This window comes from Hyphomonas sp., assembly GCF_018402285.1.
In the GTDB taxonomy this organism is placed as follows: Bacteria; Pseudomonadota; Alphaproteobacteria; order Caulobacterales; family Hyphomonadaceae; genus Hyphomonas.
In genome coordinates this window covers 98,515-115,837 of the sequence record NZ_JAGYJH010000006.1, presented here as the reverse complement: position 1 = coordinate 115,837, position 17,323 = coordinate 98,515, and the positions used below count along the sequence as shown (strand labels likewise).

Sequence of the window (17,323 nt, the reverse complement as noted above, 5' to 3'; positions counted from 1 at the left end):
GCTTCCGCTTTTCGGAGTATCTACTCGGCAGATGTGGTCGTGTCAGACACAATCACCCACGCACCGTCCACCTTGCGCAGGACGAGAGTATAGAGACCCCAGGGCTGCTCTCCTTTCCAGTCGAGGTGCCATTTGCCATGAGCGATCGCGGCGTCGGCGGACAGGATCTCGATCTCATGATCTGACGTCGTCAGCGTGCCCATCTCTGAGCTTGTGCCATACCGGGCCTTGTATCGGGCGAGTGTCTTATCCCAGCCGCGGGTGATGTTGCCGCCCGAAGCAAAGCGCAGGTTCGGCGAGCGCCAGTAACCGGCCATGAAGCCTTCAATATCGCCCGCGTTCCAAGCAACATCCTGGGCCTCGAGCAGGGACAGGATCGCGGCTTCTTCGGCAGCCTCCGCCGCCGGGCTGACACCGGATGATGCGCACGCTGCCAGGACGAGAAAGGCGGCGCCAAAAAGGGCCGCAGAAAGTCTAGTTGGTACGCGAAGGATCGTTTGGGTCATTGGCGGGGCCTTCTTCATCGCGAATGTCATCGCCGGCCTCATCGACGCCGGCACCGTCATTGGCTTCATCGGTCTCTTTGGCCGCGTCATAAGCTGCCACCTCTTCGGAACCGTCCGCAGCGGCGTATTCATTGCCCGGAGGGAGCGTCTCCTGAGCATTATCTTCCTCGTAAGAGGCCGTGACAGCGGTTTCTTCGGGTTCAGGCGGTTCCGCCTCGGCAGCATTTTTTTCCTTCTTGCGGCCAAAGCCGAAGAGGCCGCCCTTGCCTTCGGGCTTTTCCTTCTCCACGCGGCGGCGTCCGAGCGGGCCTTGCTCATCGGCGTGGCGATCATACTGCATGGAGTAGTACTCCCACGCGGTATGCGTCAGCGGCCGCGGGGTCAGCTCAAGACCATAGAGGCGCAGCCGCTCGACGACTTCGTCGCGCAGATGCATGCCCGGGAAAGCTTCCGCCCGGAAATTCTTGTCCTTCATCCATTCACGCACCGACCAGCTGCGCACCCGGCCGATCTCGGCGGGCAGAGCGCCTTTGTGGACTTCCCAGATATAGAGCGCGGCAATGCCGTTGATCGCAGCGTCCATGGCGTCGTCCAGCTCGGTCTCAGGCGCCCTGCCCTGAGCGAGGACTGCCCGCAGGCCAAGCTTGCGGGCCTCGATTTCCTGATAGGTATTCCCAATAACGGCTATGCCGTTGCGATTGGCATTGATCAGGGAGCCGGTAACGCCATCGAGCTGGGGACTGCGCACAGGGAGGATCACGTCCGGTCCGATGCCCGGATGGTGAGCGACCTGCGAGAGCTCACTGATCATACGGTGCAGGTTGACCCGCAATTCATGGGCGATGCCTCCCAGCGCCGACGCTGCGCCGGCGCTGGCCTCCTGGCGCATTCGCCAGAGATTCCACGCCACCAGCGTCATCAGCGCGATCAGCAGGGCCAGGCCGCCGGTCAGAAAGGTTTGAAATTGTGCTTCGCTCATTCTGAGTCCCCCTGCGACGGGCCCGGAAGGGGCCAGCGCGCGCCTGGCTTTCACCAGACGTTACCAACTTCTAAACGCCGAGCGCGCGCCCTGCAATCGCCTGCAACTTATCAATCATGACAGGATCGCGTAGGTCTGGCGAGGTAATGAGGGCAAAATCCAGACAGGTTTCAATGCCCTGCGGTGACGGCGTACGCGGCGTTCCACTTAAGCCATGGGCGAGTTGAAGAATGGCACGGCGGGCAAGCGCGGTATTCTGCGCCATGATTTCGAGCACATTGGTGACCGTGACGGCCTCTGTATCGGCCCGCCAGCAGTCATAATCGGTGACCATGGCCAGGGTGGCGTAGGGAAGCTCGGCTTCCCGTGCAAGCTTGGCTTCGGGCATGTTGGTCATACCGATCACGTCGCAGCCCCATTGGCGGTAAAGCCGGCTTTCGGCGAGCGAGGAGAATTGCGGGCCTTCCATGGCGAGGTAGGTGCCGCCGCGATGAACCGTGCCGCCGGCCGCTTCCATGGCATCTGCCGCGAGCGCCGAAAGGCGGGCGCAGACGGGATGGGCCATCGAGACATGGCCGACCAGTCCGGCGCCGAAGAAGGTCTTCTCGCGCAAGACGGTCCGATCGATGAACTGGTCGGCGGCCACGACATCGCCGGGCGCGTATTGCTCCTGCAGCGAGCCGCAGGCGGAGATGGAGAGAACGTCGGTAACACCAGCCATCTTCAGGGCGGCGATGTTGGCGCGGTAGGGCACGTCTGTGGGCGTGAGGCGGTGGCCTCTGCCATGGCGGGGGAGAAACACCAGTTCGACCTCACCTGTGCGGCCGGAGACGAGGGTGTCAGAGGGGGCTCCCCAAGGCGTTGTCATCTCGAACTCGCGCCGGTCTTCCAGACCGTCCAGCGCATAGAGGCCGGAGCCGCCGATGATCCCGAGTTTCCAGCCGCTCATGCGCGCTCCTCTGCTACGTCTTTTTGAACCACTTTCGCATGCCGGTGGGCGGGGGCGAGAGGGGGTTGTGGGTTGTCAGCTCGACATCTCCTGCAAGGACGTAGCCAAGGCGGGCGCAGAAGTCGATCAGGCGGCGGATGGCAAGCTGGGCGCCGGCCTTAGCCTCTTCCCGGTCCATTTCTTCGAGAGCTTGCAGGATCAGCGCGCCCAAGCCCTGACCAGCGAAGGCGGGAAGGACGCCGATGCGTTTGACTTTCATCCAGTGTCCCAACCCCGCCGGGCCGGGCACGGCGACCCAACAGCCGGAACCTGCAGGCACGCCGTCGATTTCCAGTATGACCGCCCCACCTTTCGTGATCTGAGCGGCGTCGGTTTCGGGTGCTTCGCGGAAGACGGTGGACTCAGCCAACACCCGGCCGGTCCAAATGCGGCGGGTCAGCCCCTCAACGAGAAAGCCATCCGAAGGGGCGGCCCTGCGGATGGCTATCGAAGGTGTCATGCTGCGGTGGAGAGACTAGTGCTCAACCTTGCGCCAGATCTGCTTGTAGGAGAACCAGAGCAGCGTTGTGAGGACCAGCAGGAAGACCATCGTGGCAAGGCCCGTGCGCTTACGCGCTTCGAGCTTGGGTTCTGCCGACCACGCCAGAAACTGGGCCACATCATAGGCCATCTGAGAGGTCGTTGCTTCGGTGCCGTCGGTATACTCGACGCGGCCGTCTGGCAGCTGCGGCCCCATTGCCAGGAAACCACCTGGCGGCGTGTGACGCGGATCGCCCAGGAAGTTGGGCGTCGCGTCCCCGGCCATGTAAGGGTTGTAATACTGACCGGTAGGCTGGATCATGTGCGCAGGCCCATGGTCGGGCTTGTAGCTGCCGAGTTTTTCGAACTTCGCCATGTCGATGACGGTCTGATAGATCGTCTCGCCATTTTCCTCGATGATCCGGTCCTCATAAAGTGAGAAATCCGGATATCCGGTCATCAGGCTGTAGATATAGTCGGCGCCGTAGTGACGCGCTTTGACAATCACCGAAAGGTCTGGCGGCAGGGCGCCGCCATTGGCTGCCCGGGCCACAGCATCATTCGGGAACGGGCTGCGGAAACGGTCGGCCGGCACTGCCGGGCGGAACTCGAATTCGCCGGCATCGTTGGGCGTGGCGTTCATGACTTCGTTTTCGGCCGCAAGCGCCTTCACGAACGGGTTGTCGTTCGGATTTGGGAAGGCCGGATCGTAGAACGGGCCGTCGGGCTCGCCCAGATTGCGATAGCTCAGCAGCTTCATGCCGTGACAGCTGGCGCAGACCTGCTTGTAAACCTGATAGCCGCGCTGGACAGAGGCCTTGTCATACTGGCCGGTAAAGCCTTCGAACGGCCAGCCAGCTTCAGGACCATGCGGATGTTTGGAGCCGCCCGCCGCATGGGCGAGGCCCGCAAAGGCGAGGCCAACGAGGCCGGCAGCGAGGATGCGGAAGGTTTTCATTTTCGTTCTTTCCCCAGCTTGCATCTTACTCAGCCGGCACTGCGTTGCCCATTTCCTTGGGCTTACGCTTCAGCACGGATTTATGGATCGATTCTGGAAGTGCCTTCGGCTTCTCGGTCAGGCCGATGAAGAACAAGGCTGCGAAGTAGCCGAAGTACAGGAAGGTCAGGATCAGCGACAGGTGGCGGAAGGCGAAGGTCGGTGCCGGGACCGCCGCCAGGCTGGCATTGGTACCCTCCGGCAGGCTCGCCATGAAGGCCTTGGCCTGCTCAAAGGCCTCAGCTCCGCCCCTGTAGGTCGCCGAAGCCGGCGCGCCATCAACTGTGTAGTTCACGACGAGGCTGGGTTCGCCCTGCAGAGCCGGGATGACGGCGGCGTCCGGGTTGGCAGCACCGCACCAGCCAAGGAGGAAGCAGACCACCACGAAGCCGAAGAAGAACTGGCGGGCGACCGGACGGTAGCGCATCGATTTGACCTTCGACGTGTCGAGCCAGGGCAGCAGGAAGAGCACTGCGATGGCGGCGAACATGAAGATCACGCCGAGGAGTTTTGCATCGATCGGCCCAAGGTCGAAGGTGATTGCGCGCAGGATCGCGTAGAACGGCAACAGATACCATTCCGGAACGATGTGGGCCGGGGTCACCAGGGCGTTGGCCTCGATGTAATTGTCGGCGTGGCCAAGTACGCCTGGCGCATAGAACACGAACACGGCGAACATGATCAGGAAGATCGCGATCGCGAACGCATCCTTGACCGTGTAATATGGGTGGAAGGGAACGGTGTCCTTTTCGACATCTTTCACTTCGACGCCGGTCGGGTTTGTATTACCCGGAACGTGCAGCGCCCAGATGTGCAGGATAACCGCGCCGGCAATCATGAAGGGCAGCAGATAGTGCAGCGAGAAGAAACGCTGGAGCGTCTGGTTGCCGATCGAAGGGCCGCCCATCAGCCAGATCTGGATGCTTTCACCTACGAGCGGGATAGCGCCGAAGAGGCCGGTGATCACGTTCGAACCGTGATAGGACATCTGGCCCCAGGGCAGCATGTAGCCGAGAAAGGCGGTGGCCATCATCAGAAGATAAATTACGCAGCCGATGATCCACAGCACTTCGCGAGGCGCCTTGTAGGACCCGTAATAGAGTCCGCGGAACATGTGGAGGTAAACAGCCAGGAAGAACATCGACGCGCCGTTGGCATGGATGTAGCGCAGCAACCAGCCATACGGCACGTCGCGCATGATGCGCTCGACCGACGCGAACGCGCCATCGACGCTGGCTTCATAGTGCATTGCCAGGATGACGCCGGTGATGATCTGGATCGCCAGGCAGACCGCGAGAATACCGCCAAAGACGTACCAGTAATTGAGGTTCTTCGGGGTCGGGAAAGTGATAATCGTATCATTCGCAAAGCGAATGATCGGCAGGCGAGTGTCTAGCCAGCGCTCAAAGGCTGAGTTCGGCGTGTACTTGGATTCATGTCCGCTCATCTAAAGGTGTCCTTCTCAGAGGGAGATGTTGACGACCGAGTCAGAGACCCAGCGATAGTTCGGGACGGGAAGGTTCGACGGGGCAGGACCTTTGCGGATACGGCCGGACGTGTCGTAGTGCGAGCCGTGGCAGGGGCAGTACCAGCCGCCATAGTCACCCGTGTTGCCCTGGGACGGGCCGACCGGCACGCACCCGAGGTGCGTACAGGCGCCCGACGTAACAAGGATTGCCTTGTTCAGCGACCCATCGGCTTTCGGGCGGAGACGGGCTTCATCGCTCTCCGGATCTGGCAGGATCGAGATGTTGACTGATTCGGCCGCCGAAATTTCAGCCGGGGTGCGATGGCGCACGAAGAACGGCTTGCCGCCGATCAGGATGCGGATCTCGCCGCCGAGCGGAACCTTGGATACGTCGACGTCGAGCGCGGATGCCGCGCGCGTGTCAGCAGCCGGGTTCCACTGGTCAACCAGCGTCCAGGCGAACATGGCGGCGCCGCCGAGCGCGACGGAGCCTGTGGCGATGTGAATAAAGTTGCGGCGGTCTTCATCGACCGCCTCGTCATGGGTCTCTGTCGTCACGTGTCTATCCGTCCCTGGTGCGTGGCGTTAGCCGCTCTCTTTACTAAAGCTGCGCGGGCCGCACATTGCGGCAAGTGGGCGCGGGGCGCGGCAGAAACTTGCGCGCCCTGCCCCCAATTGGATGAGGGCGTTACCGCGCAACCGCCCCTGTGACAACAGGGGACTTGCGAGGCAAAAGCCCACAGCGCAACAGTTACGCATGATGACCGACGCAGACACAGCCGCCTTTACAGCACGCAAGGTCCGGGCAAGCGCCTGGTTCCGGGCCCTCCAGGAAGATATCATTGCCCGGTTCGAGGCAATCGAAGACGCTGGCACTCCCCACTCTATCGGGGTGCGCCAGGGCGATTCGAGCTCAAGGAATGGCGACGCGGGGACGGCTCCGAAGACCTGGGCGGGGGCCGGATGGGCCTGATGCGCGGCAAGGTATTTGAAAAGGTCGGCGTCCACTTTTCAGAGGTACAGGGGACGTTTTCTGAAGCCTTCGCCGCCCAGATCCCCGGCGCGGACAAATCCGGCGGGCAGTTCTGGGCCAGCGGCATCTCGCTGATCGCCCACCCGCGCAATCCGCGCGTGCCGGCTGCCCACATGAATACCAGGATGCTGGTAACCAGCGAGAGCTGGTTTGGCGGGGGCGGCGACCTGACCCCATTGCTCGCCTATCAGCGCGACCAGGACTTTGAAGATACGGTGGACTTCCACGCCGCTATGAAAGCAGCCTGCGACACCCATGCCGGCGCCGACTATGGCCACATGAAGGCGCATTGCGAGACTTACTTCCACCTGCCCCACCGCGATGAGCCGCGAGGCACGGGAGGCATCTTCTATGACCGGTTCAATACCGGCGACTGGGAGGCGGATTTCGCGTTTACCCAGGAAGTCGGGCGCCAGTTTGCCGGCATCTATCCTCAACTGGTGCGGCGGCGCATGATCGAACCATGGAGCGAAGCCGAGCGCGAGGCCCAGCTGATCCAGCGCGGGCGATATGTGGAGTATAACCTCCTGTATGACCGGGGCACGACCTTTGGCCTGAAGACCGGCGGGAACATCGAGAGCATTCTTTCGTCGATGCCGCCCGTGGTGAAATGGCCCTGAAAGGTCGGAGCTTTTTTGAGGCGCTGTTTCGCGAAATCAAACGTATCATGCGCGGTCATCTCCGGTCATTACGAGGAGATTTCCGGCCAAACCGGTCCAATCGCGGTCATTTCAGGCGCGAGATAAGGTCTTCCCGGGACAGGCGGAAGCCGGAGGCGATCCAGGCCTGTTCCAGCGTGTAAAGCCGCTTGCCGATATCCGGGCCCTTGAGGCCGGCAGCGAGCGCGTGCTGCCCACCGACGGGGAACACCGGGCGCATCCAGTGAGCCTTGTCCTCCAGAAGTGGGGCGAGGGTGCCCTCACCCCCGCTGGCCGCTTCGATGAGGGCGCGGTCGAGAACAGCCTGGGGCGTGTAGCGATAGAAGGCTTCGCGGCGCGCAGCCGGGCCAAGGGCGAGGACATGGCCGAGCGCCGGGTCGGCCCAGGCCTGTAGCCGGGCGGCTTCCTGATTGGAAAGGCGCAGAGCGTTGGCGGCCTCGGAAACCTCCCGCTGGCGGCGGGGCAGCAGGGCCATCAGTCGCTGCATCGGATCGGGCCTCAGCGCGTTGACCGCTTCGGCCGAGATGAGCGCCGACAACAGCGCTGCCGATGCGGCCGGCAGGATGACTTCGAGGACGCCGGCCTCTTCCATGGCGAGCATCGCCGGGGCTGGATCGGGCGCGGCAAGCGTGCGCTTGAGCTCTTTCCAGATACGCTCGGCTGCAATCTTCGTCAGGCCCGCTCGCTGGCGGGCGCAGGCGCCCTGCCCGGCTTCATCGATGCCGGCGCCATACCAGGCGTTGAACCGGTAGAAGCGCAGGATACGCAGATAGTCCTCGATCAGACGCTGATCGCCCTCGCCAATGAAGATGACGCGGCCGGCAATGGCATCCTCGACCGAGCCGGGGATGACTTCGTAGAGCGCGCCTTCAGGCCCGGCATAGATGGCGTTCATGCGGAAATCGCGGCGGGCAGCGTCTTCGGCCCAGTCCTGCGTGAAAGCGACGACGGCGCGGCGGCCATCGGTTTCGACATCCCGGCGCAGGGTTGTGATTTCGATAGGCACGCCCTTGTAGAAGGCAGTGACGGTGCCGTGGTCGATGCCGGTGGGGATGACGCGGATACTGGCGGCTTCGAGGGCGGCGACCGTTTCTTCGGGCAGCAGCTGAGTGGCGATATCGACATCCTCAACCTTTAGGCCCTGCAGGGTGTTGCGCACTGAGCCGCCGACATAGCGGGAGGCATCCTTGCGGGCCGCTTCCAGCGCGGCCATGACCGCCCGGCTGGCGGGCGCGGTTAGCCAGTCTGCCGTTATGCGGTCAGGACGGGTCATCGGCAGGGGGAGCAGCGGGCGTTTCGGCCGGCTCGGTTCGTCCGCGCTGGATCCCGACATCTTCGGGATGGCGTTCGCATGGGTATTTGCGGGCCGGGATGAGCTGGCCGTTCTCATAGCGGGCAGGCTCCACGCACATGTTGCGCTCGCGCGGCTCCAGCAGGATCAGGAGGAACCAGGCAGCCGTGGCAAGGCCAAGGCCGATGATGAACAGCATCTGGATAGGCCATTTGCGCCGACCGGCCTCCTCGGCAGACCGGGTCGCAAGCGTGTAGATGCCGAACACAAGGAACGGCAGCGAGAACACGAAGACTTCAAACAGGAGCCGTCCGGCCATGTTGTTTCTTCCTCACGCTGGAAACACTACAGTCTACATAGGGCCCTGAAAGGGTTTCAGAAACCCTGCTGGGGCCGCGTACCCTCAATCGCTTTCGTAAAGGGTCTGGTAGAGGCGGCGGATGATGCCGGCGGTGACACCCCAGATGCGATAGCCATTGTAGGGCATTTCATAGTATTCGCGGTGGGCGCCTTTGTAGAAGGCCTGGCCGGTTATGTAGCTTTGCGGGTTCATCAGCAGCTCCAGCGGTGTCTCGAAGACGGCGGCAACCTCGCCGGGCTCGGGAACGGGCTGGAAATCATGCGGCAGGAGGCCGACCACCGGCGTGATGCGGTAGCGCGTGCCAGTGATGTAGGGCGAGCCCTTGCCCAACACATCGACATCATCGGGACGGGCGCCGACCTCTTCATGGGCTTCGCGCAGGGCGGCGGCGACTTCATCAAGATCAATGGGGTCGACCTTGCCGCCGGGCAGCGCAACCTGGCCGGCATGGTCTGCCATCGTAGTGGGGCGCAGTGTGAGCAGCGCGGTGGGCCCTTCCCTGCGGGGGATGACACCGAAAAGGACCGCCGCCGGGCGGATGATGGCGACTTCTTCGGGCGAGAGGAAGTCCATGTCGCCCATTTCGGTAAGCCGCGCCTGTCCGGCGGGCGGGTCGAGCTTCGCGGTGACGCGCTCTACGAAGTCATCAAGGTTGCGAAAGGACATCGGGGGCCTATGCCGCAGGTCCGAGCGGAAAGAAAACCCCTTTGCTCCAGACGCCAAGCAGGTTCTCGTCCTCCGGCGAAGGTTCGGCCAGATCGACAAGTTCATAAAAGACCGGACGGGCGATCTTCGCCTCTAGGCGGCCGCGCACCCGCACATAGGGCGAGGGCTCGCCCGTCTCAAGGTCTGTTTCGACGCGGATCGGGCGGTCTGGCCCGGCGAGGGTGACATCGCCCAAGGTGGTGACGAAGCCAATTTCCTGATCCCTGCCCGGCGCGCCCAAAACATCGAGACGGCCCGCCAGGAAGGGCGCATCCTCCACATGCACGATCACTTTCTCGTAAGGCGTGACGAGAAATGTGCGCCCGTCGGCATCCTTGCGGAGGATACGGGCGAAGAGTTTGACCATTGCGGGGCGCTTTATCTCGCCGCCTTCATGCCACCAGCTGCCATCGGCGCGGATTTCCATGCCGATATCCTTCTCATTGGGCGGATTCCATGTCTCCAGAGGCGGCAACACAGCACCAAACTTGCCTTCGGGCAGGATGGCCTTAAGCGTTTCCTCAACGCTCAGAATTGTGCCGGGACTGGATGTCACATCTTTCTCCGCCAAAATGACGCCTTAGACATAGGGCTGATAGCCAGAGACGTGAAGCCGGAGGCGCCTGAACATATGGCCGATACCACAGTGAACCCTGAAAACCCCGTAGCCGACGCAGAAGCCGCCGCCGAAGCGCTCGCCCGGGTGAAGGCCGAGATCGGCAAGGCCGTGTTTGGCCAGGAGAAGGTGGTGGAGCTTTCACTCGCCGCTGTCCTGGCCGGCGGGCATGCGCTGCTGATCGGCGCGCCGGGCCTTGCCAAGACGCGGCTGGTGGAGGCGATGGGCACCGCCCTTGGCCTTGCCAACCAGCGCATCCAGTTCACGCCAGACCTGATGCCGTCGGACATCCTCGGCTCCGAAGTGCTGGACGAAAGCCCGACAGGGGAGCGCAGCTTCCGCTTCATCAAGGGGCCGGTGTTCACCCAGCTTCTGATGGCCGACGAGATCAACCGCGCCTCGCCGCGCACCCAGTCTGCGCTTCTTCAAGCCATGCAGGAGAAGCACGTGACCGTGGCCGGCGCGCGCCATGACCTGCCCGCGCCCTTCCATGTGCTGGCCACCCAGAACCCGATCGAGCAGGAGGGCACCTATCCCCTGCCTGAAGCCCAGCTTGACCGGTTCCTCTTGAAAGTGGACGTGTCCTATCCAGACCTCGACACCGAGCGGCGCATCCTGATCGAGACGACGCGCGGGGGCGAGGCGCCGGTGAAGCCGGCGCTGAACGCGACCGAGCTCCTGAAGATCCAGGCGTTGGTGCGCCAGATGCCGGTGGGCGAGAAGCTGGTAGCGACGATCCTGAACCTCATCCGCGAGGCACGGCCCGAGCAGACCTCGGACGCGCGCGTGAAGCGGCTGGTCGATTGGGGACCAAGCCCACGTGCCGGACAGGCGCTGATGCTGGCAGCAAGGGCGCGGGCGCTGCTGCGCGGGCGGCTCGCCCCCTCGATGGAGGATATTGAAGCGCTGGCGGACCCTTGCCTCGGGCACCGGATGGCCATGCGGTACGACCCGACCGGGGACGCGCCGAAGCTCAGCGAGCTGATCAATGATCTTGTGAGGAAAGCTGCATGAGCTTTCGTTTTGCCGCGGGGGTCATCGCGGTCCTGGCGGCATCCTGCAGCGCGGCGCCAACACTCTCTGCGGCAGCGTCCGCAGTGAGCGATGCTGACGCCGTTGCCTGCAACGCTGTGCTCCTAATGGCGGCCAATGAAGCTGACGCCCTGGCCGAGCGCCGAGTGGAGCGCATGATGGTGATGCGGCTTGCATCGCCTGAATCCATGCAGGCCCATGAGGGCGAGACACGCCGCCTTCGCCTTGCTGCGCTGCGCATGGGGGCCGCGCTGGTGGACATTTCCAATGCTGCAGGAATAGAGCCGGATTATCACTATGATCTCGCCCCTGCGACGAATGAAGAAAGTGTGTGGAGCTGGATCAAAGCAGGCGATGATTGCGCGTCAGAGCTTTTGAAATGACCCCCACCGCCGACCTTCGCGCAGAGGCCGAGAGCCTGGCCCGGCAATTGCCGGGGCTGAACTTCAGGGCGGAAGCCTCTGAGGCGGCCCATATAGGCTCTGCCGGACGGCGGCGCGCAGGAACGGGCGAAAATTTCTGGCAGTATCGCCGCTTCATGCAGGAGGATTCGCCGGGGCGCATTCACTGGCGCCGCTCGGCCAAGGGCAATGACCTGTTCGTTCGTGAAAGCGAGCTGGAGACCGCGCGCACTGTGTTGTTCTGGGCAGATGATGCGCCGGGCTTTCGCTGGAAGGGCGCGGGCGACCTGCGCACAAAGGCGGAGGAAGCAACCCTCCTGATGCTGACGATGGCGATATTGATGTCGAAGGATGGCGAGCGGGTCGGCGCGCTGGGCTCTGGCCGTAATCCGAGCTTTGGCAAGCGGGCGGTGGACCGGCTGCTGGATGATCTCTCCCGCGGCACAAAGAGACAGTTTCCGCCTCCGCCCAAAGCGAGCGCGACGATGGTGGTGGCGTCTGATTTCTATGATCCGCCATCGGAATGGCAGGCGCGGCTGGGGCCGCTGGCGGGGCGCTGCCCGGAGGGGATATTGCTGGCGGTGTCGGCGCCGGTGGAGATTGCGTTTCCCTTTGAGGGACGAACGAAACTCTCACGCCCTGGCACGGGTGACCAGCGCATTCTGGGACGGGCCGAGACAATGCGCGAAGAGTACATGCGCCGGTTTACAGAGCAGCGCGAGGCGCTTGCCGCACTTGCCGGGCGGATGGGCTGGGCGCTGGTGACGCATGTGACGGGCAGCCCGGCGCTGTCAGCTGCCGCGCGGCTGAAGGCGGAAATCGAACGCTTCGGGGTCGCGCGGTGACGGCAATCGGACCTTTCCTGATGGGGGCGCCGCTGGCGCTGTTTGCGCTGCTGGCGCTGCCGGTGATCTGGTGGGTGCTGCGCGCGACCCCGCCTGCGCCGAAGGACGCAGAGCTGCCTTCGCTGCGCCTTCTGGAAGGCGCGCGGCCGGAAGAAGAGACGCCCGCGCGCACGCCCTGGTGGGTGTGGCTGATCCGCACACTGGCTGTCATTGCCGCGATCCTCGGGCTTTCACAGCCTGTCTGGGCACCGGGCGCGCAGAGCACGCAGGCGGCCGGCGGGCCGCTACTGATCGTGATGGACAATGGCTGGGCCGCTGCCCCGCGCTGGAGCGAGCTGACCAATGCAGCGAGCGCGACGCTGGACGCGGGTGACCGCGACGGGGCGGTGCATCTGCTGCTGACCGCGCCGCGCCAGTTGAACGCTGACCCGGCAGAGCGCCTCTCGCGCGCCGACATGGCCAAGCGTCTTGCCAGCCTTGAGCCCCAACCCTGGGCAACCGACAGGACCGACGCGCTCGCGAGGCTGGACGCATCGAAGCTGGTGCCTGCGCGCATCTTTTATGCCAGCGATGGGCTGGAAACCGAAGGCGGTGCAGCTTTTGCCGCCGCTCTGGCCGCGCGTGCGCCGCTGACCGTGTTTGCTGCCCCGCCCGAAGGCCCGGCCGTCATCAACGGCATTTCGGCGCAGGCCAACGGAGTGACAGTGCGCCTGGCGCGCGCCGATCCGCGCGGGACGTCGCAAGCTTTCGTTTCGGCGCTGACGCAGGACGGCTCTGCACTCGCCTCAGCCGAAGCGGTGTTTGCTCAAGGCGCGCGTGAGGCCGAGGCGCAGTTTGAAATTCCCGCAGCCGCCCTCGCCCGGATCGCGCGGTTCAATGTGACCGGGCGCCCTGGCGCGGGCACGGTGTGGCTCTGGGATTCGGCTGACCGGACACGGCGCGTGGGTCTTGTCGATGCAGGCGCGGAGGCGCAGCCGCTCCTCTCTGACATGCACTATATCCGCAAGGCGCTGGAGCCCTTCGCCTCAATCACGACCGGGGACATCGAGACGCTGGTGGCGACCGGGCCGGACGCGATCATTCTCTCCGATGTCGGACAAATTCCGGCCGCCGATACCGATCGCCTGACAGAGTGGGTGGAAAATGGCGGCGCGCTGATCCGGTTTGCCGGGCCACGCCTTGCGGCGCAGGGCGATGAGCTGCTGCCCGTGGTGCTGCGCCGATCTTCCCGCGCTATCGGCGGCGCCCTCGCCTGGGAAGAGCCGCAGGGGCTCGCCCCCTTCCCCGAGACATCGCCCTTTGCCGGGCTGGACGTGCCTGCCGATGTGCGCGTGCGCCAGCAGGTTCTGGCCCGGCCCGAGCCCGAGCTTGCCCGCAAGACATGGGCAAGGCTGACGGATGGCTCCCCGCTGGTAAGCGCTGACGCGCGCGGGGATGGCACGCTGGTCCTCTTTCACATCACGGCCGGACCAGACTGGGGCGACCTCGCCTATTCGGGCCTTTTCGAACAGATGCTGCGCCGGGCGATTGCCGCGGGGCAGGGCGAAGCAGTGGAAGATGGCGACGGCACCTACATGCCGCAGCTCTCGCTGGACGGCTTTGGCCGGCTGGAACGGGCAAGCCAGAATGCCGCGCCCATCAAGGCCGCAGAGTTCGGCAGCATCAAACCTTCTGAAACGCGCCCGCCAGGCCTCTACCAGGGACCTTCGGGCAGCCGCGCGCTCAATACCGGCGACGGCGCTGCACCCAGCCTGATTGCCGGCTGGCCCGCGTCCGCCCGCCTGCTGGGGGACGCCGAGGCGCGCTCCTTGAGGCTTGCCGGGCCGATGCTGGCGCTGGCGGCCGGCCTTCTGGCGCTCGACCTTTTCATCGCCCTGTTCGTGGCCGGACGGCTGCGCGGGCTGACCCGGCGGGGGAAATCCGCCGGCGGCGCGCTCGGTGCGCTGATCCTGGCCTTTGCCTTCCTGCCACCAGACGGCGCGGCAGCGCAGGGATATGAATTGCTGCCTGATGGAAGCTATCGCGCGATCCCTTCGCCTTCGACGCGCATAGTGCCGCTGCCGGCCGGCAAGGCCAGCCAGAGGGAAATCGACGCGGCGCTGATGATGCGCTTTGGCTATGTCGAGACCGGTGACCGCGCCCTGAACGAGCTTACGAAAGCAGGCCTGCGGGGCCTCTCCAACATTCTCAACATGCGCACATCAGTCGAGCCTGCCGAGCCCCATGGGCTAAACCTGGAAACCGACGCGCTGGAGCTTTATCCGCTGATCTTCTTTGTGGTCCCGGAGACTCCCGCGCCGCTTTCGGACGCTGCCATTGCGCGCCTCAATGCGTATCTGCGCTCGGGCGGGGCGTTGATCATCGACACCCGCGCCGGGGGCGACGCAGCAACTCAGACTGACGTGTCCCGGCTGGAGACGCTGCTGGCGGGGCTCGATGCCCCGCCGCTGCAACCGGTTCCGGACAATCATGTCCTGTCGCGCAGTTTTTACCTGATCAAGGAATTTCCCGGGCGCTTTGCCGGGCGGCGCCTCTGGATCGAGCAGACCGGGGAGCCCGGCACGGCGCGGGGCGACGGGGTGTCCCGCCTTTTCATCGGGGACGCAGACTGGGTCTCCGCCTGGGCGGTGGATGGAGATGGCCGTGACCTTTATTCCGTTGACGGAGGGCCTCTGCAACGGGAGACGGCACGCCGCTTTGGCGTCAACCTCGTGATGTATGTGCTGACCGGCAGCTACAAGGATGATCAGGTGCACATCCCGGCCTTGCTCGAGCGACTTGGCGAACAGGACGAGCCTGAGCCCCTGCTTCCCGGCCGTATCCTCGACGGAGGACCGCAATGACCGAGGCTGTTCGCCTGAGCCTTGAGCCCTTCCTCGGCTGGCCGATCATCTGGGCACTGGCAACGCTGACGCTGGCTGCATGGACGGTGTATTTCTTCCTGCGGGGACGCGCCTGGCTGACGCGGGCTGTGGGTCTTCTTGTGATCAGCGCAGCGTTGCTCAACCCCACGCTGGTGCACGAGGAACGTGAGCCCCTGCCCTCAGTTGCGGCGCTGATCCTCGACAAGTCCGAGAGCATGCAGTTTGGCGAACGCGATACGGCCGCGGCCGCAGCCTACGAAGCGCTGAAGGCGAGGCTTTCCGAAGACCCGAGCCTGGAAGTGCGTACATTGGAAACCAGCCCCGGCGATGATGGCACCTATCTCTATGGCGCGCTGGAAGGCCTGATGGCGGATGTACCGCGTGACCGGATTGCGGGCGCGATTTTCGTGACCGATGGCCAGGTGCATGACCTGCCCGATCCAGGCCGCGCCGGCGGGATCATCGGACCGTTGCACGGGCTGATTGCGGGCGACGAGGCCCTTGGCGACCGGCGGATTGAGATCATCAATGCCCCCAATTTCGGCATCGTGGGCGAGACGGCCACCCTGATGGTGCGCGCGGACGACCCGCGCGGCGGCACGATGGACCTTGCGGTATCCCTCAATGGCGGCGCGCCGGAGCGCGTGCGCGTCGAGGCGGGCAAGGATACGCCGGTACAGATCGAGATCGAGCGGCGCGGCGAGAACATGATCGTGATCGAAGCGCCTCCCGGCCCGGAAGAGCTCACCCTCGCCAACAATCGCAGCGCTACCTCGATTGCCGGCGTGCGCGACCGGCTGCGCGTGCTGCTGGTGACGGGCAAGCCCAACCAGGCTGGCCGGGTGTGGCGCGATCTTCTGAAATCCGATCCGTCCGTGGACCTCGTTCACTTCACCATCCTGCGCCCGCCTTTCAAGTTGGATTATGCACGGCCTGATGAACTCGCCCTGATCGAATTTCCGACCGAGGAACTCTTCGAGCAGAAACTGACCGAATTCGACCTTATCATCTTTGACCAGTATGAGCGTCAGGGCGTCATCACACAGGCTTACCTTGCCAACATGTCCCGCTATGTGGCCGAAGGTGGGGCGCTGCTAATCGTTGCGGGCGAACAGTTCGCCGGCCCGGCGAGCCTCGCGCGCTCACCGCTCGCTTCTGTGCTGCCCGCCTCCCCAACGGGCGTGATCCGCACCGGAGAGTTCGTGCCGGAGCTGACCGGGCCGGGCAAGCGCCACGCCGTGACCGCGCCGATGGACGGGCAGAGCTGGGGTGGCTGGATGCGCTATGTGGAGGCCGACGCGCTGGGCGGGGACGTCCTGCTCAGCGGGCCGGGCGGGCGTCCGCTGCTGATCGTTGACCGGGTGTCCAAAGGCCGGGTGGGCATGCTGATGTCCGACCAGATCTGGCTGTGGGCCAGCGGGCATGATGGCGGCGGTCCGTTTGCCGAGCTGATCCGCCGCGTTGTCCACTGGATGATGAAGGAACCCGAACTGGAAGAGCGCCGCCTGGCGCTGACCATCGAAGCAGGCCGGGCGAAGATCGAGCTGCGCACTTTGCTGGATACTGCCCCGCCGCTGGAACTGGAAACGCCGGAGGGCGGCCTGCTGACACCGGCCTGGAGCCCAGCAGGGCCCGGCACGTTCGCCACCGAAGCGCCCGTCGAAGAGCTCGGCATCTACCGCGCGCGGGCAGGCGGGCTGGAGGCGATCGCGCTGAGCGGGCCGGAAAACCCGAAGGAGTATGCCAATCTGGAATCGAGCACCGCATTGATGGTGCCTGTGGCCGACGCGACGGGCGGCGGCGTATTCCGGCTGAATGATACGGGTGCGAACATTCCCGATATCCGGCGCGTGGGCAACCAGAACAATGCCGCCGGAAACAGCTGGCTGGGCCTTCGCGAACGCGGGGCCTATGCCGTGCGCTCCTCCACCAGCCAGGGCCTGCTGCCCGGTATTCTGGCAGCCGGATTGCTGATGTTGTTTTTGTTGCTGGCCTGGCGGCGCGAGGGGCGCTGAAGTCTCACTCGCCGGGACGTGGCAAAGGCTTGCGGTTATCGCAGCCACGTCACAAAAGGAGCTTAGGGCGGACATCTCTGATC

16 protein-coding genes and 1 pseudogene are annotated in these 17,323 nt (G+C 64.4%); 6 read left to right on the top strand and 11 right to left on the bottom strand.

The features are described from left to right. Window positions 1–20: 20 nt before the first annotated feature. From KG722_RS12310 to petA, 7 genes are all read right to left on the bottom strand, one after another. Complete coding sequence (locus tag KG722_RS12310) at window positions 21–506, bottom strand: nuclear transport factor 2 family protein (RefSeq protein ID WP_213272078.1); 486 nt, start codon at window positions 504–506, stop codon at window positions 21–23. Further along, window positions 475–1,485: a hypothetical protein gene (locus KG722_RS12305; RefSeq protein WP_213272077.1), complete on the bottom strand. Its 1,011-nt coding sequence runs from the start codon at window positions 1,483–1,485 to the stop codon at window positions 475–477. The genes KG722_RS12310 and KG722_RS12305 overlap by 32 nt, the downstream gene beginning before the upstream one ends. A gap of 70 nt (window positions 1,486–1,555) precedes the next feature. Then, window positions 1,556–2,434 carry an S-methyl-5'-thioadenosine phosphorylase gene (mtnP, locus tag KG722_RS12300; protein WP_213272076.1) on the bottom strand — a complete coding sequence of 293 codons (879 nt, stop codon included), beginning with the start codon at window positions 2,432–2,434 and terminating at the stop codon, window positions 1,556–1,558. Between the two features lie 13 nt (window positions 2,435–2,447). Beyond that, window positions 2,448–2,933 carry a GNAT family N-acetyltransferase gene (locus KG722_RS12295; protein WP_213272075.1) on the bottom strand — a complete coding sequence of 162 codons (486 nt, stop codon included), beginning with the start codon at window positions 2,931–2,933 and terminating at the stop codon, window positions 2,448–2,450. Window positions 2,934–2,948: 15 nt separating this feature from the next. Beyond that, the gene (locus KG722_RS12290; RefSeq protein WP_213272074.1) at window positions 2,949–3,911 is read right to left on the bottom strand and encodes a cytochrome c1; all 963 of its coding nucleotides are present in this window, start codon (window positions 3,909–3,911) and stop codon (window positions 2,949–2,951) included. A gap of 25 nt (window positions 3,912–3,936) precedes the next feature. Next, complete coding sequence (locus KG722_RS12285; RefSeq protein ID WP_213272073.1) at window positions 3,937–5,397, bottom strand: cytochrome b N-terminal domain-containing protein; 1,461 nt, start codon at window positions 5,395–5,397, stop codon at window positions 3,937–3,939. A gap of 15 nt (window positions 5,398–5,412) precedes the next feature. Next, window positions 5,413–5,976: a ubiquinol-cytochrome c reductase iron-sulfur subunit gene (petA, locus tag KG722_RS12280; protein ID WP_213272072.1), complete on the bottom strand. Its 564-nt coding sequence runs from the start codon at window positions 5,974–5,976 to the stop codon at window positions 5,413–5,415. A gap of 202 nt (window positions 5,977–6,178) precedes the next feature. On the opposite strand from petA, the pseudogene hemF reads away from it, so the two are divergent. Continuing rightward, window positions 6,179–7,071: pseudogene (hemF, locus tag KG722_RS12275) on the top strand (oxygen-dependent coproporphyrinogen oxidase). 106 nt (window positions 7,072–7,177) lie between these two features. Here the strand turns inward: hemF and KG722_RS12270 are convergent. From KG722_RS12270 to KG722_RS12255, 4 genes are all read right to left on the bottom strand, one after another. Continuing rightward, entirely contained in the window at window positions 7,178–8,383 is a 1,206-nt protein-coding gene (locus tag KG722_RS12270; RefSeq protein ID WP_300998489.1) for a CCA tRNA nucleotidyltransferase, read from the bottom strand. After that, on the bottom strand, window positions 8,370–8,720 hold the full coding sequence (locus KG722_RS12265) for a DUF6111 family protein (RefSeq protein ID WP_213272071.1): 351 nt from the start codon (window positions 8,718–8,720) through the stop codon (window positions 8,370–8,372). The genes KG722_RS12270 and KG722_RS12265 overlap by 14 nt, the downstream gene beginning before the upstream one ends. Before the next feature lie 84 nt (window positions 8,721–8,804). Further along, window positions 8,805–9,428, bottom strand: a complete 624-nt coding sequence (locus KG722_RS12260; RefSeq protein WP_213272070.1) for a CoA pyrophosphatase — start codon at window positions 9,426–9,428, stop codon at window positions 8,805–8,807. Between the two features lie 7 nt (window positions 9,429–9,435). Further along, window positions 9,436–10,023, bottom strand: coding sequence for a DUF1285 domain-containing protein (locus tag KG722_RS12255; RefSeq protein WP_213272069.1), 588 nt, complete (start codon window positions 10,021–10,023; stop codon window positions 9,436–9,438). 75 nt (window positions 10,024–10,098) lie between these two features. Between KG722_RS12255 and KG722_RS12250 the strand changes: the two genes are divergently transcribed. Genes KG722_RS12250 through KG722_RS12230 form a run of 5 tightly spaced genes read left to right on the top strand, consistent with a single transcriptional unit; the run spans window position 10,099 to window position 17,240 of the window. Beyond that, window positions 10,099–11,097 carry a MoxR family ATPase gene (locus KG722_RS12250; protein ID WP_213272068.1) on the top strand — a complete coding sequence of 333 codons (999 nt, stop codon included), beginning with the start codon at window positions 10,099–10,101 and terminating at the stop codon, window positions 11,095–11,097. After that, complete coding sequence (locus KG722_RS12245; RefSeq protein WP_213272067.1) at window positions 11,094–11,498, top strand: hypothetical protein; 405 nt, start codon at window positions 11,094–11,096, stop codon at window positions 11,496–11,498. Before KG722_RS12250 ends, KG722_RS12245 begins: the two co-directional genes overlap by 4 nt. Beyond that, a complete protein-coding gene (locus tag KG722_RS12240; RefSeq protein ID WP_213272066.1) occupies window positions 11,495–12,361 on the top strand; it encodes a DUF58 domain-containing protein in 867 nt (288 codons plus the stop codon). Before KG722_RS12245 ends, KG722_RS12240 begins: the two co-directional genes overlap by 4 nt. Beyond that, entirely contained in the window at window positions 12,358–15,204 is a 2,847-nt protein-coding gene (locus tag KG722_RS12235; RefSeq protein ID WP_213272065.1) for a DUF4159 domain-containing protein, read from the top strand. Before KG722_RS12240 ends, KG722_RS12235 begins: the two co-directional genes overlap by 4 nt. Then, window positions 15,201–17,240, top strand: a complete 2,040-nt coding sequence (locus KG722_RS12230; RefSeq protein WP_213272064.1) for a hypothetical protein — start codon at window positions 15,201–15,203, stop codon at window positions 17,238–17,240. The genes KG722_RS12235 and KG722_RS12230 overlap by 4 nt, the downstream gene beginning before the upstream one ends. Window positions 17,241–17,323: the final 83 nt, after the last annotated feature.

Coding starts and splice junctions, on each gene's coding strand:
- KG722_RS12310 (WP_213272078.1), bottom strand. CDS start 506: ATGACCCAAACGATCCTTCGCGTACCAACTAGACTTTCTGCGGCCCTT.
- KG722_RS12305 (WP_213272077.1), bottom strand. CDS start 1,485: ATGAGCGAAGCACAATTTCAAACCTTTCTGACCGGCGGCCTGGCCCTG.
- mtnP (WP_213272076.1), bottom strand. CDS start 2,434: ATGAGCGGCTGGAAACTCGGGATCATCGGCGGCTCCGGCCTCTATGCG.
- KG722_RS12295 (WP_213272075.1), bottom strand. CDS start 2,933: ATGACACCTTCGATAGCCATCCGCAGGGCCGCCCCTTCGGATGGCTTT.
- KG722_RS12290 (WP_213272074.1), bottom strand. CDS start 3,911: ATGAAAACCTTCCGCATCCTCGCTGCCGGCCTCGTTGGCCTCGCCTTT.
- KG722_RS12285 (WP_213272073.1), bottom strand. CDS start 5,397: ATGAGCGGACATGAATCCAAGTACACGCCGAACTCAGCCTTTGAGCGC.
- KG722_RS12270 (WP_300998489.1), bottom strand. CDS start 8,383: ATGACCCGTCCTGACCGCATAACGGCAGACTGGCTAACCGCGCCCGCC.
- KG722_RS12265 (WP_213272071.1), bottom strand. CDS start 8,720: ATGGCCGGACGGCTCCTGTTTGAAGTCTTCGTGTTCTCGCTGCCGTTC.
- KG722_RS12260 (WP_213272070.1), bottom strand. CDS start 9,428: ATGTCCTTTCGCAACCTTGATGACTTCGTAGAGCGCGTCACCGCGAAG.
- KG722_RS12250 (WP_213272068.1), top strand. CDS start 10,099: ATGGCCGATACCACAGTGAACCCTGAAAACCCCGTAGCCGACGCAGAA.
- KG722_RS12245 (WP_213272067.1), top strand. CDS start 11,094: ATGAGCTTTCGTTTTGCCGCGGGGGTCATCGCGGTCCTGGCGGCATCC.
- KG722_RS12240 (WP_213272066.1), top strand. CDS start 11,495: ATGACCCCCACCGCCGACCTTCGCGCAGAGGCCGAGAGCCTGGCCCGG.
- KG722_RS12230 (WP_213272064.1), top strand. CDS start 15,201: ATGACCGAGGCTGTTCGCCTGAGCCTTGAGCCCTTCCTCGGCTGGCCG.